This window comes from Priestia sp. P1_B12_1 (assembly GCF_056406695.1).
In genome coordinates this window covers 303,609-317,176 of the sequence record NZ_JBFTZR010000006.1, presented here as the reverse complement: position 1 = coordinate 317,176, position 13,568 = coordinate 303,609, and the positions used below count along the sequence as shown (strand labels likewise).

18 protein-coding genes and 1 pseudogene are annotated in these 13,568 nt (G+C 38.5%); 8 read left to right on the top strand and 11 right to left on the bottom strand.

What is annotated here, in order from left to right; all coding sequences use genetic code 11:
• Positions 1-125: 125 nt before the first annotated feature.
• Positions 126-458 carry a hypothetical protein gene (locus tag AC1D0Y_RS20785; protein WP_060746828.1) on the top strand — a complete coding sequence of 111 codons (333 nt, stop codon included), beginning with the start codon at positions 126-128 and terminating at the stop codon, positions 456-458.
• A gap of 37 nt (positions 459-495) precedes the next feature.
• Here the strand turns inward: AC1D0Y_RS20785 and AC1D0Y_RS20780 are convergent, their stop codons facing one another.
• Positions 496-1,668, bottom strand: coding sequence for an iron-containing alcohol dehydrogenase (locus AC1D0Y_RS20780; protein WP_098334472.1), 1,173 nt, complete (start codon positions 1,666-1,668; stop codon positions 496-498).
• An 84-nt stretch (positions 1,669-1,752) separates the two neighbouring features.
• A complete protein-coding gene (locus tag AC1D0Y_RS20775; RefSeq protein ID WP_477707881.1) occupies positions 1,753-2,643 on the bottom strand; it encodes a LysR family transcriptional regulator in 891 nt (296 codons plus the stop codon).
• A 220-nt stretch (positions 2,644-2,863) separates the two neighbouring features.
• Between AC1D0Y_RS20775 and AC1D0Y_RS20770 the strand changes: the two genes are divergently transcribed.
• Both AC1D0Y_RS20770 and AC1D0Y_RS20765 read left to right on the top strand, forming a co-directional pair.
• Positions 2,864-3,010 (top strand): hypothetical protein, encoded by a 147-nt coding sequence (locus AC1D0Y_RS20770; RefSeq protein ID WP_013057506.1) that lies wholly within the window; start codon positions 2,864-2,866, stop codon positions 3,008-3,010.
• Between the two features lie 167 nt (positions 3,011-3,177).
• Positions 3,178-4,089 (top strand): DMT family transporter, encoded by a 912-nt coding sequence (locus AC1D0Y_RS20765; RefSeq protein WP_060746831.1) that lies wholly within the window; start codon positions 3,178-3,180, stop codon positions 4,087-4,089.
• A 109-nt stretch (positions 4,090-4,198) separates the two neighbouring features.
• On the opposite strand, the gene AC1D0Y_RS20760 is transcribed toward AC1D0Y_RS20765, so the two are convergent.
• The 3 genes and pseudogenes from AC1D0Y_RS20760 to AC1D0Y_RS20750 form a co-directional block, all read right to left on the bottom strand.
• Positions 4,199-4,651, bottom strand: coding sequence for a GNAT family N-acetyltransferase (locus tag AC1D0Y_RS20760; RefSeq protein WP_060746832.1), 453 nt, complete (start codon positions 4,649-4,651; stop codon positions 4,199-4,201).
• Positions 4,648-5,415 (bottom strand): annotated as a pseudogene (locus AC1D0Y_RS20755) (MFS transporter); the annotation flags it as partial. The pseudogene AC1D0Y_RS20755 and the gene AC1D0Y_RS20760, both read right to left, overlap by 4 nt.
• A gap of 15 nt (positions 5,416-5,430) precedes the next feature.
• Entirely contained in the window at positions 5,431-5,883 is a 453-nt protein-coding gene (locus AC1D0Y_RS20750) for an MFS transporter (RefSeq protein WP_235593613.1), read from the bottom strand.
• Between the two features lie 130 nt (positions 5,884-6,013).
• Between AC1D0Y_RS20750 and AC1D0Y_RS20745 the strand changes: the two genes are divergently transcribed.
• Both AC1D0Y_RS20745 and AC1D0Y_RS20740 read left to right on the top strand, forming a co-directional pair.
• Complete coding sequence (locus AC1D0Y_RS20745; protein WP_060746833.1) at positions 6,014-6,415, top strand: hypothetical protein; 402 nt, start codon at positions 6,014-6,016, stop codon at positions 6,413-6,415.
• A 39-nt stretch (positions 6,416-6,454) separates the two neighbouring features.
• The gene (locus AC1D0Y_RS20740) at positions 6,455-7,126 is read left to right on the top strand and encodes a hypothetical protein (protein ID WP_060746834.1); all 672 of its coding nucleotides are present in this window, start codon (positions 6,455-6,457) and stop codon (positions 7,124-7,126) included.
• Positions 7,127-7,204: 78 nt separating this feature from the next.
• Here the strand turns inward: AC1D0Y_RS20740 and AC1D0Y_RS20735 are convergent, their stop codons facing one another.
• Positions 7,205-7,717, bottom strand: a complete 513-nt coding sequence (locus AC1D0Y_RS20735; RefSeq protein ID WP_116513928.1) for a P-loop NTPase family protein — start codon at positions 7,715-7,717, stop codon at positions 7,205-7,207.
• Between the two features lie 262 nt (positions 7,718-7,979).
• On the opposite strand from AC1D0Y_RS20735, the gene AC1D0Y_RS20730 reads away from it, so the two are divergent.
• Positions 7,980-8,210 (top strand): hypothetical protein, encoded by a 231-nt coding sequence (locus tag AC1D0Y_RS20730; protein ID WP_013057513.1) that lies wholly within the window; start codon positions 7,980-7,982, stop codon positions 8,208-8,210.
• A gap of 11 nt (positions 8,211-8,221) precedes the next feature.
• Here the strand turns inward: AC1D0Y_RS20730 and AC1D0Y_RS20725 are convergent, their stop codons facing one another.
• The 4 genes from AC1D0Y_RS20725 to AC1D0Y_RS20710 all read right to left on the bottom strand — a co-directional run bounded on the left by AC1D0Y_RS20725 (position 8,222) and on the right by AC1D0Y_RS20710 (position 11,189).
• Positions 8,222-8,614 (bottom strand): hypothetical protein, encoded by a 393-nt coding sequence (locus tag AC1D0Y_RS20725; protein WP_060746836.1) that lies wholly within the window; start codon positions 8,612-8,614, stop codon positions 8,222-8,224.
• Between the two features lie 62 nt (positions 8,615-8,676).
• Positions 8,677-9,438 (bottom strand): glucose 1-dehydrogenase, encoded by a 762-nt coding sequence (locus AC1D0Y_RS20720; RefSeq protein WP_060746837.1) that lies wholly within the window; start codon positions 9,436-9,438, stop codon positions 8,677-8,679.
• On the bottom strand, positions 9,435-10,466 hold the full coding sequence (locus AC1D0Y_RS20715; RefSeq protein ID WP_060746838.1) for a zinc-dependent alcohol dehydrogenase: 1,032 nt from the start codon (positions 10,464-10,466) through the stop codon (positions 9,435-9,437). Before AC1D0Y_RS20715 ends, AC1D0Y_RS20720 begins: the two co-directional genes overlap by 4 nt.
• Before the next feature lie 78 nt (positions 10,467-10,544).
• Positions 10,545-11,189: a GntR family transcriptional regulator gene (locus AC1D0Y_RS20710; protein ID WP_477707884.1), complete on the bottom strand. Its 645-nt coding sequence runs from the start codon at positions 11,187-11,189 to the stop codon at positions 10,545-10,547.
• A gap of 199 nt (positions 11,190-11,388) precedes the next feature.
• Here AC1D0Y_RS20710 and AC1D0Y_RS20705 point away from each other — a divergent pair, with 199 nt between their 5' ends.
• Complete coding sequence (locus AC1D0Y_RS20705; protein WP_028408998.1) at positions 11,389-11,847, top strand: hypothetical protein; 459 nt, start codon at positions 11,389-11,391, stop codon at positions 11,845-11,847.
• A 30-nt stretch (positions 11,848-11,877) separates the two neighbouring features.
• Here AC1D0Y_RS20705 and AC1D0Y_RS20700 read toward each other — a convergent pair whose 3' ends face one another.
• Positions 11,878-12,759, bottom strand: a complete 882-nt coding sequence (locus tag AC1D0Y_RS20700; RefSeq protein WP_060746840.1) for a M23 family metallopeptidase — start codon at positions 12,757-12,759, stop codon at positions 11,878-11,880.
• Between the two features lie 263 nt (positions 12,760-13,022).
• Between AC1D0Y_RS20700 and AC1D0Y_RS20695 the strand changes: the two genes are divergently transcribed.
• Positions 13,023-13,559: a histidine phosphatase family protein gene (locus AC1D0Y_RS20695; RefSeq protein WP_060746841.1), complete on the top strand. Its 537-nt coding sequence runs from the start codon at positions 13,023-13,025 to the stop codon at positions 13,557-13,559.
• Positions 13,560-13,568 lie beyond the last annotated feature (9 nt).

The following is a 13,568-nucleotide window of genomic DNA, read 5'->3' as shown; positions in this document are numbered from 1 at the left end:
TTTAAGAAACTTACAAACCCTATTTTTCCGCTAAAATAGAATGTATTAAAAAGTTTTGGTAAAATGATAGACGTGTTTTATTTCTACATCATAAGACGCGCCTGATAAAAGGAAGTGAACCATACATGAGCAAAAACCGTTTTACGAAGTGGTTTTTATTTTCTTTAATACTCTTTGCCTTAAGTACCGGAGCAATGTATTATACGCTCTATATATCGTACTGGGCGTATTCTATTAAGCTGTTTTTAATTGTGGTGCCGCTCTCTACATTATTATCGGTTGCTTTTGGCTCGTTGGTGATCGTACATGAACGCAAAAGAAAACGTGTATTTCATCTGCAAAACGATGGAAGCAGTCCTAAAAGTACGTTTATTCAAGGCTTTTCGGAAATAGCGGTAGGAGCAGGAGGCATCTTGCTGTGCTTTTTTCTTTTTCTTTACTTTCTAATGGATTATTGAGTACATATAAAAAAGACGAGCAGGCAGCTCGTCTTTTTTATTTGGATCTTTCTAGAATATCTCTAACGCTTGCATGATCAAGCTCTTTATAAGTTCCAACACCTGGTTTTACAAAGGTCTTTTCAACAATTGAATCAAATTCAGAATCATCAATATCATAGTCACGCAAGCTGTTCGGAGCTCCTAAGTCATTCCAGAAAGTGCGAAGCGCTTTTGCTCCTTCCATTGCTGTTTCTTCATCGCTTTTTCCTGCTGGATCAATGCCAAATACGTTTACAGCCAATTGTTTTACACGAGAAGGGTCTTCTTTTAAGACGTGCTCCAGCCAGTTAGGAAACAAGATAGCAAGACCGCCTCCGTGGGGAATATCATATACGGCCGACAGAGCATGTTCAATACGATGAGTAGCCCAGTCTCCCCCGTCCGTTCCGTTTGCTAAGCTTCCGTTAAATGCCGTCGTGCTGATATACATCATTGTTTCACGATACTTATAAGAAGTCAGGTCTTTAAGAAGCTTAGGACCTTCTTTTACAGCCGTTCTTAGTAAAGATTCAATAAAGCCGTCGATCATCGGCGTGTTTTCCGTGCGATGAAAATAGTGTTCAAGCGCATGCGACATACTGTCAACAATTCCATAGACGGTTTGGTCGCGCGGCACTGAAAACGTGTACGCCGGATCTAAGATAGAAAAGACGGGAAATACGTGAGAAGACGTCCAACCTAGCTTTTCTTTTGTTTCCCAATTTGTAATAACAGAAGTTGAATTCATTTCAGATCCTGTTGCTGCAAGTGTTAAGACCGTTCCAAAAGGAAGAGCACCTGTAATCTCTTCTTTACGTGTAATTAAGTCCCATGTATTCCCTTCATACACGGCTCCCGCTGCGATAGCTTTTGTACAATCGATCACACTTCCTCCCCCGACGGCTAAGAGAAAATCAATATTTTCTTTTTTACATATGTCAACGCCTTTAGCAACCGTAGTCAAACGAGGGTTCGGTTCTACACCAGACAGCTCGTGAACAACTGCGTTAATAGACTGAAGTTCAGCTTTCACCTCGTCGTATACGCCATTTCGTTTGATGCTTCCTCCTCCGTATACTAACAGAACCTTTACTTGTTTATGATAAGAAGCAAGCTCTTGCGATAGCTTCGTAATTTGATTTTTTCCAAAGTATAATTTTGTAGGATTGTGCTGCAAAAATATATTCATGTTCTACACCTCTAGTTTCATGTCTTATAAAAAGTGTAGCACGAAAACAACTTCATCATTATTGAAGATTCTCTATATCTATTATCAATATTTTTGATAACCTTCTTGAACAAGTGAAATAAATTGTTGAATAGGTGCCGTCAGCCATTTTTTCTTTTTGAATATGAGCTGTGAATAAAGATAAAACTCTTCTTGGTCAAACGGGACTTTAATCAGTTTTCCACTTTCCATCTCTTGTTTTACCGCTATTTCCGGTACAAGAGCAATACCTAAATTATCCGCTACGCACTGTTTAATCGCTTCAAGACTGCTAAATGATATGACCGATTGCATATGAATACCGCTGCTGCGCATCATCTCTTCTAAAAGCGTGCGATAAGGGCAGCCGCTCTCAGTTAAAATGATAGTCTCTCCCTCAAACTCTTCCATTAGAACGCTGTTTCTTTTACTAAAAGAATGGGAAGGCGAAGCAATCATAACCATCTTTTCTTTTCGAATAGGAATCACTTCTAAGCTTGCAGATGTTTGAAGGCGATCAAGCAAAACGGCTACGTCATACTTTCCGTCAATAATTCCTTGTGTTAAATTTGGACATAAACCCGCTTCTAGCATAATCTTTAGAGAAGGGTGCTGCTTTTTTAATTCACGAATATACGGTGTAATAAAATAGGCGGCCAGCGACTCCACGGTTCCTATTGAAACCGTTCCTCTAGCATCTTCGTTCGTAGTAAGGCGCTCTTTTGCTTCATTTAATAACTCGGTTACTTGATTCACATAATAAAGCAATTCTTCACCAGGCTGAGTCAGCTTCATTTTTTGTCCTGTTCGTTCAAATAGTTTTTGACCGTAATGATCCTCTAATTTTTTTATATGAGTGGTAACGCTTGACTGAGCATACCCTAACTCCTCGCCCGTTCGTGTATAGCTCCCCCACTTCGCTACTTCTTTGAATGTATATAAATAGTTAATATCCATATGCTGCTCCTTATGTACTGCTGTTTGGTTTCGTTGTCTATGTGCTAAAGCTGTTCTAGTAATTAGAACTTATACGTAAATAGAATCACAGTACAGTATAAGCGAACTCGTTTTGCCAAGCAATTTTATCAACCTTAAAAATTCTTTTTATATTAGGCAATTACGCCGTTTTTTGTTCATAGAATGAAAAACAAACCTATGAAAAGAAAGGGTGTATCTCATGACAGCCTACAAAGAAGTATTATATAAAGGAAAACGCTTTGTACTGATTCACGTATATGATTCAGGATACTGTGAAATCCGACCGATTGATCATGCTTTTAAAGTCGAACTTGTGCGATTAGATGAGATAGAACAATGTGGATAACAGTCATGAATGCAGCTAATGCAGCTGCTTTTTTGTTTGTATTAAAAACAAGTGGATGAGATAAAAATAGCTGAATTGGCTGGCCTTTTACATAATTTCTTCCTGTATACTTTGTAACTAAGGATATTCGCACTTATTTAGTTTCTATACTTACTCGAGGTGATTACATGAAAAAAGGCTGGCTGGAATGGATATTATTATCCGTGGCGTTAATTTGGGGAGCTAATTATACAATCGGAAAATTTGGAGTTGCTCATATGTCTTCCATTCAATTTAGCGCACTGCGTTTTATAATGGTTGCTCCTATTCTTTTACTTATCACAGGAATAATAGAGCGAGGCATTCGTATTGAAAAAAAAGACTGGGGACGCTTAATAGCGGTCAGTATAGTAGGCGTTACGCTCTACCAAACGCTGTTTATGGTATCTGTTAAGTATACGACAGCTACCAATGCTTCTTTACTTATTTCGATGTCTCCTATTTTCACAGGAATCCTAGCTATATTATATAAGCATGAAGCTTTTTCATTAAAAACACAGCTAGGCTCTGTGCTTGCTTTTTTTGGGGCTGCGTTTGTACTGCTGTTTGGTCACTCTAGTCATGCGCTGTCGCAGCTTGCATGGTTCGGAAACATCATGGGGATTGTGGCAGCCATTGCTTGGGGCTGGTACCCGATTTTAGCAAAACCTTTAGTCGTAAAATATTCTGCTTTGCGCGTGACTGCGTGGTCTGCTTTAATCGGCGCTATTCCGCTTACTGTCTACTGTCTTTTCACCTATCAAACGCTTATCTGGCCCACAGATATAGGCAGCTGGAGCTCTCTGGCATACTCTGTTCTATTTGTGACGGTGTACGGACTCGTGATGTGGTATGTAGGAATTGGAAAAATCGGCTCGACAAAAGTAATGGTTTACATGTATGTTATTCCTTTGTTCGCCGTTGTTTTTGCTGCTGTAACTATTGGAGAGACCATCAATGCTATGCAGCTGCTTGGAGGACTTATTATTTTTAGCGGTTTGTATATTGTCAAAAAAAGCCCTGCTCCTAAAACAGCTCTTAAACTTAAAAAAGCAAACTAACAAGAGTAACGGGTTCGGTTGATTTATGCTAATAACGCTCAGATTTTTTCTGGGCGTTATTCGTATATTATTTTAATGTCCTACTTGAATTAAACGCTCGTTAGTTTGATTAATGAACATTTTTTAGTTTATATTCATGAGTGATTTTATGCTGATTGTATACGCGTTTAAAACCGTTTTGTTCATAAAATAGTTTCGCTTTGTCCGTGTCTGTATAGAGAACGAGACTGTCGTAATAATTCTCTGCATAGTGAATAATTTCTTTTAAAAGTTGTTTGCCTATACCCTTTCTGCGAAACTGAGCTGAAACATAAAACCTCCTTACTCTCCCAGCGTTAGCATACTGGCTGTAAGGATTTTGATTAAGGCCGGCTACGCCAATTAATTTGTTTTTTTTACCGTAAACTCCCCACAATCTTTCGCCTGTTTTGTTAAATACGTTTTGCCCGTTTTTATACTCCGCTACTAGCTTGGTAAGAAAGAAAAAGCCTGCCTCCTGGCTTTCTATTAACAGCTCTTTTATATCATGCTCCACAAGATACGTTAGCCTAATGATTCTCATATACCTCCTCTCCGTTCAGCAGGTGTCTTGTTTATTTCGATAGAATGCTTGTTATACATTAATCCTGCCATGCCTATTAGAGCCGTTAAAAGTAGCATGAAGCTTGAAAATAGATATACAAACCTTACCCCAAACAGATCGGCTACTGTCCCTACAAATGCGATGGAAAGTATAAACACAGCCTGTACAAGAGTTGATTTTGCCGCTATTACTTTAGGAAACATCCCGTTGCTGCAGGTATTTTGATAAATGGTTTCCTGAGCTACATCTCGAAGCTGATAGGCAGGACCCATCATGATCAAAAGTACTAAAGCTAGATACGGGTTCGTTACTAGACCGTAAAAACCGGTTAAAACAGCATAACCAATTGAGCCTAAGAACATAAAAAGCAAAAGCCTTCCTTTTACCATAGAAGACATGCGGTACACAATAATTCCTCCAACTATGCTTCCAAAATAATACGCACCGTTTATATATCCCCACCACGCTTCTCCTTTTTCAAGCACTTCTTTCACAAAAGAAAGAGTAATAGCTCCAATCCAAATGGTTCCAAAAAGCGACTCGATGATGTCCATTATAACGAGGGCTCTGATGCGTTTATGTATCCATAAAAAGCGCCATCCTTCCATTAGTTTTGCCGCTCTTCGCTTTTGTGTTTGTTTATATGTGTGGGCTTCTTTTATAAACAGTAAGCAAACAAATGAGATCGATAGAAGACCTGCCGTTATAAATAGAGACTGAGTGGATCCCGTTAAGGACAAAACGAAACCACCAAGCGACTACCCTGCAAACAGAAAAGTTTGATCAATTGTTGAAAGCAAGCTATTCGCCTGCATTCTTTGACTATCATTTACTAAGCTGCGTACAACTGACGTTTTAAAAATGGAAAAAAAGCCGTTAAAAAAAGAAATGATTCCAACAATGATAAAACCCATCGTTAGTACTGTGACTGTAAATTCTTGTGTAAGCAGCACATACAATCCAACAAGCATCCCTATCTGTATCACTTGAACAAACCGCATAATGTGAATGGATTTATACATATCGGCTAGTAAAGGTACGCTAAGGCCGCTAAGGAGCCGTGCAAGTAAGCTCGTCATCGTAATCATCGACGCAAGAGCTGTTGAACCGGTGTTTTCCTTTATATAGGAAGTGACAGCCATTGTATAAAGAACAAAACCTACATTTGCGGTTACTTGACTTGCTGCTAAAAGATAAAAACGCTGAGTCAATTCTTTTCTCCTTTCTGTTAGACGTAACATGCAAAAAGATAATTCGTTTTTTGTTAATTTTTCCCTTTTAAACTATAACACTATTTGACGAAATCCAAAACTATCTATAATTTAGTAGATGGAGGTTTTTATGTTTAAATATAGTTTTCTTATTGTTCTTATCGCTTTTTTACTTATTAACTTTAACGGCCAGGAAAATCAAATTGTAGGAGGCAAAATAAAAAAGGAGCGAAGTGAGGTTTTCTTTGGCGAATACGACAGCTTTACGGGCCGCTACTCCCGGAGCATTAAACTCAAAAAAGGTGTAACCTACGCTTTTACGCTATCTAAAAATACCAAAAGCGGAGACCTGTCCCTGTACGTAGAAGATCCAAAACAGACACGATTTTTTGAAATGACTAATAACTCTCTTTATTTAACACCCGAAAAAACGAGGAGATATCGTATTAATTTTGTAGGCTCTGAGCATAAAGGCTCTTTTCAGCTTTACTTGAAAAGCAGTAATCAAAAAGAGAGCGAAAAATTTGTGTAATACCATTTTAGACAACGCTTAAACGAGGAGGAATGGTTTATGATCATTAATCAAGCTGTCCTGTACACCCACTTATTGGACACAATGAAGGATTTTTATGTAAATTCTCTCGATTTCCCATTAACCGCCGCTTCACCGCGTTCTTTTTCCATCAAGGTTGGTGAAAGTGAGCTAACCTTTAAAGAAAGTTCTCTACATACAAAGCCCTTTTACCATTTTGCTTTTAATGTTCCAGCAAACCGATTTATGGAAGCAAAGCAATGGGCTACTCAGAGAGTCTTCCTCAATACGGAAGAGAAGAAAGATGAGATTTATTTTGAAGCATTTGATGCTCATTCCTTTTATTTTGAAGACCCTGCTCATAATATTGTTGAATACATTTCAAGACATTCGGACTGCCCGTCATCCAAGGACCCCTTTTCTTCTAAGTCGCTTTTAAGCATAGGAGAAATCAACTTGACAACTCCTCATGTCCACTCTGTAGGGACACAGCTTATTAACTCCGGTATCACCGTGCGCAACAACAGGCTATTAAACGAGACCTTTAACTTTTTAGGAAGCGGCAGTGCGTTTTTTCTTGTAGGGACGCCTAAAAGACGGTGGTTTTTTTCGAACCGAGACTCTGAAGTTCATCCATTAATGGTAAAGGTTAATCATTCTCTAACGCTTGCGCTCGACGAAGAAGGAATGTTGAAGATTACGCAAGAATGATTGTTTTTTTAATAAAGCCACGTAACAAGCGAACTTGTTACGTGGCTATTTTTGTTCAAAATTCAGCACATACTCCCCCTATAGGTTGTGTATATAGTTCTCGATGTCCTTTCTGTTCATCAGCATAAAAACCTTGTAATCCTCATCATTTTTAAGCTTTTTAAACTGGTTTCTCATCTTTTTTTTCCGTTCTCGATACGTAGTAAGAATAAACGTAAAAAATGACCAATCTACTTTTTCAGGGCATCCTTTTGCCATATCTTCACGCGTTTTTCTTGCATATACGATTCTCCGCTTTATTACTCGGTACACACAAACGATTAGCGGCAGCTCTAAATAAATAATGGTATCTGCACGCTTCACTCGCACGTCATACGAATTGCTATAGTTCCCGTCGATAATCCAGCTGTCTTTTTTTACAATGTGCTCCTGCAATTCTCTAAAGCTATCATTGTCTCTTTCCGTCCAGCCAGGCTGCCAATACAGGCTGTCTAAATGATATACTTCTAGATCAAGCTTTTCCCCTAATTTCTTGGCAAATGTAGACTTTCCTACTCCTGGAGAAACGCCCATTACCAGTACTCTTTTCATCTCATCACCTTACCTTTTTAAGAAATAAAGCTGATTGAAGAGAAGGCAGCTGTTTATAGCTGACTCGGCGCATTCAGTGTACTCGGAGCGAGCTGCTTTATAAAACGACTTCATGTTAGGATTTTATCTCCATAATTTTCAGGCAACCTATAAATATTCATCATAAATTCCTATATTCCTTCTTTCTTTGTAGTAAATAGGTTGCTTTTATGAATCGTTTCCTTTACCTTAAATGTGAGTATATAAAAGTAAGGTGAAAAAAATGAATGCATCTATGCTAAAGAGATTTTTACGAAACCTCGGTATTTTTATTTATATTGTCATTGCAGCTATTAATATTTACTTAACGAGAAATGATCTGGGCGATATGCTTACCCGCCTTGTGCTGCTGACTATTTTACTTCCTTTGTTTTTTAGTTTTGTGTATGCGTTAGGAAAATCACATTTTAAAAGACAAGAAGAGCTTGCTGAACAAGAGAAGAAAAAAGAGTAAAAAAAAGCCTTTTATCGAGGGGGATTCCCCTTTCTAAAAGGCTTTTTACTTTTTTCATATAGCTGAACATTAACTACATCAGGATGAACGTGATACTGTTTGGCAACTTGATTTACCATTTGCTGAATTTCCCTTTTCTTATGGGAAGAAAGGTGTTCGCGGGGTAGAAGAATCAGAATTTGAGCTTCCGCATAGTTATTCAGCACCCTAACTTCTTGAAAGCCATGCTGCGTCAAAAAAGCTTTTAACGCTTTTTCAAAATCTGTGCTTTCTTTTTGAACAACTATAGAAGGCTGATTGTAAGAAAATAGGGAAGTCTCTTTCTCTTCAGGCTTTGTATACACCACCCAAGCAGTTATAAGCACTGTGACAACAACACCCACATTTAACATCCACCTTTTCATACCACGAACGCTCCTTTTAATTAAGTTTGTTCATGATATGAAAAAATTCGTTCATTCATGCGTTATCTTCCTAGCCAGCCTCCGTCTACAGCAAGTAAGTGCCCATGAATATAAGCAGATGCATCAGATGCTAAAAAGACAACCGCTCCTTTAAAATCATCTGCTTGCCCCCATCTGCCTGCGGGAATACGTTCAATGATTTGTCTGCTGCGCGTTTCATCGTTAATAAGTGCTTCATTCATATCAGTGGCAATATACCCTGGTACAATTCCATTAACATTTACGCCTTTTGCTGCCCATTCATTAGATAAAGCCTTTGTAAGCTGCGCAACTCCTCCTTTTGCTGCAGCATAGGCCGGAACGGTAATACCACCTTGGTAAGAAAGCAAAGATGCCATATTAATGATTTTCCCGCTTCCTTGTTTAAGCATTTGTCGGCCCGCCTGCTGACATAACAGCCATACGGTTTTTAAATTAACATTCATAACAGCATCCCAATCTTCTTCTGCAAAGTCTACAGCGGGTGAACGTCTTTGAATGCCAGCGTTGTTTACTAAAATATCGAGCTTGCCAAAATAAGCAACAACCGATGAGATTGCTTCGCTTACTTCAGAAGCATTTTCTAGATCGCAATTAACAATCAAACATTTTCTTCCAAGACGTTCAATTTCTTCTTTTACTCCGAGAAATTCCTTTGATCGCTGCAAAAGAGCGATATCCGAACCTGCTTCTGCCAAAGCAATCGCCATTGATCTTCCAATTCCTCTTGTTGCTCCCGTAATCGCTGCTACTTTACCATCTAAAGAAAACAAATCTACTGTCATTGTTCATTCCCCTCTCCGTTTGGTGCAAATAAAACCTTAAGTGATTCATCAGGCCGCTGCATAAACTCAAACCCTGCTTGAATATCTTCAAGCGGCAGCTTATGAGAAATTAAAGAATCTGCTGCTATTTCACCGTTTGCCAGTAAATCAATAGCCGTCTGAAAATCTTCCTTTGTGTAACATCTCGTTGTAGTTAATGAAATTTCTTTAAAGTGCATTGCTGCTAAATCTACTTCTGGAGCGTTTTTATAGACGCTCACCACTACAATCTCTCCTTGAATACGGCTTGTTTCAACCATTTGTTTTGCTGTCATTTGATTTCCGGCTACTTCGAATACAACGTCTGCACCGACGTCATTCGTAAGCAAACGCACTTCTTTTACGACGTCTTTTTTCATTGCATCAATTGGTATAAAGCCAAGTTCTTTCGCTTTAGTTAAGCGGTAAGAACTAATATCTGAGATCATTACTTTTTTTGCACCTGCTCGTTTCGCAATCATCCCGATCAGTAGTCCAATAGGTCCTGCTCCTAAAATGACAGCTTGGTCTCCTACTTTCAACCGCGAGCGTCGTACTGTATGTACGGCAACCGCTACAGGTTCTGCAAGAGCAGCATGCGCGCTAGACAGTTTCTCTGGTAAGAGGTGAAGGCGGTTCACTGGAACAGCCACGTACTGCGCGAACCCTCCATCTTGATCAATGCCGATTAGTTTTAACTCCTTACAAACGTGAAACTGTCCTCTTACACAGGCTTCACACGTTCTGCAGCTAAGCGTAGGTTCAACTGCTACGGGGTCACCTAAAGAAAATTTCGTTTCCCCTCGGATCTCTTCTATAACTCCGCTGAATTCATGCCCCATAATAAGTGGCGCCTGTGCTCTAGGATGTTTTCCAAAATAAATCATCATATCCGTTCCGCAAATTCCAGCATGGGATACCTTTACAAGCGCTTCCCCTTCTTTTATAACCGGTTTCGTTTTTTGCTGCATAACGGCTTTCGTTTCTGAAACGTAGACACCTGCTTTCATTTCTCCATCCCCTTTGTATACTTGTCGACAACTTGAAGATAAAAAGGTCCAAAACATTTCGAATCTTTTATCCCTTTTTTATGCTTCATTCAAAAGTGAAGCTGTTATCGTATTTCTCGTGTCTTCAAAGTGACGCTTCACTTCATCTTGAATACATTCTGTATTTTGAGACTTTAATGCTTTAATCATTTCATGATGCTGCTTTATCAGTGGGAGCACAGCTGCTTTATCATCTCGAAATCTTTTTTCAGTGGTAATTAAAAGAGCAGCTAAAATAATTTCACGGATGCTTTCCCACAATTTTAATATCCGCTTGTGGTCTGCTTCGATAATCACGAGCTCATGAAACCGCAAATCTTGATAAGCAAACTCTACATAGTCATCGTATTTAGCTGCCATGTTCATTTGATCAATACTTTGCTCAAGCTTTTTAATAAGCGAATCATGGTTGACTTCAGATAGACGTTCTAAGACAAAATGTTCTAAAAGCAGACGAACATCGTACAGCTCGTTTAAATCCCTAGCTGTTAAACCAATAACAACTGCTCCCATTCGCTGTAAATCAATGAGTCCTTCGTTTGAAAGGGTCCGCAGCGCTTCTCTTATAGGAGATCGACTCGTTCCAAACTCTGCCGAGAGCTGATTTTCCGATAGAATGGTTCCTTTCTTTAGCTCGCCGCTCATAATTTGAATTCTTAATTTGCTTACAACTTGCTCTCCCAGCGAGGCTCCGCGAAGCCATTTTTCCGGGTATATTACTCTTTTAATGTGTCATCACTTCCTTAGCCAACTTGTATACAAGTATTCAAGATTTAGTATATAGAGAAGTAATCTGATTGTAAACGTTTTCTTTATAGAATGTATATTTTTACAATTCTTTCTTACACTAAGAACTACTGATAAATAAAAGGTGGGAAGATGAATGAATCAAATTATATTATGGGGGATTCTTGTTATTCCATGGTTTTTACTGCTGCTGCTTGATAAACAGCGTGTTAAACGCTTTTTTACTGTAGGGTTATTTGCAGCATTAATGATGACAATCGCCTATCAAGTAGCGGAAAAAATGCACTGGTGGACGGTTCAAGAAAACGTATTTTTTCTTACTAGCATGGGAGCAACGATTTATTGCCTTCATATTGTGATTACGATCTTTGTCTTTTACCTTACGTATCCGGGGTTTATCTTGTACATAATTGTTAACATTATTTTGGATTTGATTCATGGTTATGTTATTGTTCCTTTTCTCGCTAAAATCGGGCTTTATAATCTGTATGAAATTAGTCATTTTGGGCTTTTCCTTGTCATGACTACCGTAGCCATTATCCTTTACTTGTTTCAACGGGTGCTTGACTTTATATTTGAGGAAAGCCCTGCATAAAAAGCCACAGCAAACGCTATGGCTTTTTAATCAATAAAAAAATGGGATAACCGTATCTCCGCGAATCGGTTCAACGGCCGCATGAAACTGAATTCGCAAACTTTTTGACGTTTCAATGTCAGAGGCATCCATGACGTGAAAATGAATGTGAGGTTCGGATGAATTCCCGGAATTTCCACACCTTCCGAGCAGTGTTCCTTTACGAACCACGTCTCCTTTTTTCACAGAAACCGATCCTTTCTTCAAATGTGCAAGCACACTGTATTCTTTTCCTTCATGCTCAATGATAACGTGATTTCCTAAAGGATTTCTTTTATTCGTGTGTCCAATTTCATTATCTTCTTGACCATCAGCTGCTGTGATAACGACTCCTTCAAGCGGCGCCACAACTTTTTTTCCATATGCATAGTAATCTTCGTTTTTCGTTCCATCATTTTTATAGCTTTGCTTTCCTTTTCGCACGACTAAATCATACGCATACCTTTGGTTTTCGACTGGATGGTGATAGTTCAACACCTCATGCTTTCCTCCCCAATAGACAAACCATTCACTTTGAATCGGCATCGTATATTTGTTTGTACTCCATCGATCTCTCTCTGAAAATGATTCTATAGGAGCAATCACAAGTGCTTGTATAATGTTATGTTCATCAAACATGACGCTGATGAATTTTGTCTGCCTAGAATTTAACCAAATAAACTGCTCAATTTGAGGAGTTAAATAGAGATTTGTTTCTAGTCTGTAGAACTGTTCTCCTTGATTAAACAATTTGCTCTGCTCCAAAAATTGCTGAAGCGAAACTTGACGTTTAAATTCTTCGCTTACACAATCATAAAGTTTCTTAAAATCCCCTTTTGCAAATAAAATTCCAAACTCTTCTCTGATGTTCACTTTTCTCTCTGTATCCATCATTGTAATCCACCCTTTTATATGTATTTCAATTTGTTTGAATTATCTATAAGTAATACGTTTTATGTTATAAAAAGGTTTCATTTTCCAGTTATTCTATCTCAAAATCTTCTTTTATTCCGTATTTACAATTTTCTTAATCCATTTTATACTTATTTTACAAATATTTGAAAGGAGGTGCAGCATGATGAAAATAACATTAAATAAGAAAATCAAGCTGCGCCGAATAAGTGTTTTTGGCGCTTAGATTTTAAGGAGATTTCACAATGAAAGTAGCATTAGTACGTCATTACAAAGTAAACAAAGGTCTTCCAGAAAACCACCGCTTATCCACTGATGAACTAGTGGCTTGGTTTCAAGAATATGATGAATCAGATATTACGTATGGAGAGACTGATTTGAATAATATCGAATGGAAACGCTGTTTTTCAAGCGATATGCCGCGAGCACACAAAACGGCAAAGCATATTTATAAACAAGAGATCACGCTTCTTCCAGAACTTAGAGAAATACCTATGCCTATTATTCCAGTAAAATTTAAACTTCCTTTTATCCTCTGGGTCTTACTGTTTCGCATGTCCGGACTCATCAACAAACAAGCTCGTAAAGATATGGCTGAGACTAAGAGAAAAGTAGCAGCAGTGCTAGATCGCGCTATTTCCGAGTCAGAAGACGATTTGCTGATTGTCAGCCACGGAGGAATTATGAAGTTTATGCGTAAAGAACTTATAAAACGCGGCTTTAAAGGGCCTCGGTTTGATATTGCTGTTAATGGAAAGCTTTATCTTTTTGAAAAGCAATAGAATGAAACT

Bases quoted from the DNA above. Each gene is read 5' to 3' on its own strand.
- AC1D0Y_RS20785 (WP_060746828.1), top strand. From the start codon at position 126: ATGAGCAAAAACCGTTTTACGAAGTGGTTTTTATTTTCTTTAATACTC.
- AC1D0Y_RS20725 (WP_060746836.1), bottom strand. From the start codon at position 8,614: ATGAAAAGGTGGATGTTAAATGTGGGTGTTGTTGTCACAGTGCTTATA.
- AC1D0Y_RS20730 (WP_013057513.1), top strand. From the start codon at position 7,980: ATGAATGCATCTATGCTAAAGAGATTTTTACGAAACCTCGGTATTTTT.
- AC1D0Y_RS20715 (WP_060746838.1), bottom strand. From the start codon at position 10,466: ATGAAAGCAGGTGTCTACGTTTCAGAAACGAAAGCCGTTATGCAGCAA.
- AC1D0Y_RS20765 (WP_060746831.1), top strand. From the start codon at position 3,178: ATGAAAAAAGGCTGGCTGGAATGGATATTATTATCCGTGGCGTTAATT.
- AC1D0Y_RS20745 (WP_060746833.1), top strand. From the start codon at position 6,014: ATGTTTAAATATAGTTTTCTTATTGTTCTTATCGCTTTTTTACTTATT.
- AC1D0Y_RS20780 (WP_098334472.1), bottom strand. From the start codon at position 1,668: ATGAATATATTTTTGCAGCACAATCCTACAAAATTATACTTTGGAAAA.
- AC1D0Y_RS20775 (WP_477707881.1), bottom strand. From the start codon at position 2,643: ATGGATATTAACTATTTATATACATTCAAAGAAGTAGCGAAGTGGGGG.
- AC1D0Y_RS20770 (WP_013057506.1), top strand. From the start codon at position 2,864: ATGACAGCCTACAAAGAAGTATTATATAAAGGAAAACGCTTTGTACTG.
- AC1D0Y_RS20735 (WP_116513928.1), bottom strand. From the start codon at position 7,717: ATGAAAAGAGTACTGGTAATGGGCGTTTCTCCAGGAGTAGGAAAGTCT.
- AC1D0Y_RS20720 (WP_060746837.1), bottom strand. From the start codon at position 9,438: ATGACAGTAGATTTGTTTTCTTTAGATGGTAAAGTAGCAGCGATTACG.
- AC1D0Y_RS20705 (WP_028408998.1), top strand. From the start codon at position 11,389: ATGAATCAAATTATATTATGGGGGATTCTTGTTATTCCATGGTTTTTA.
- AC1D0Y_RS20760 (WP_060746832.1), bottom strand. From the start codon at position 4,651: ATGAGAATCATTAGGCTAACGTATCTTGTGGAGCATGATATAAAAGAG.
- AC1D0Y_RS20700 (WP_060746840.1), bottom strand. From the start codon at position 12,759: ATGATGGATACAGAGAGAAAAGTGAACATCAGAGAAGAGTTTGGAATT.
- AC1D0Y_RS20695 (WP_060746841.1), top strand. From the start codon at position 13,023: ATGAAAGTAGCATTAGTACGTCATTACAAAGTAAACAAAGGTCTTCCA.
- AC1D0Y_RS20740 (WP_060746834.1), top strand. From the start codon at position 6,455: ATGATCATTAATCAAGCTGTCCTGTACACCCACTTATTGGACACAATG.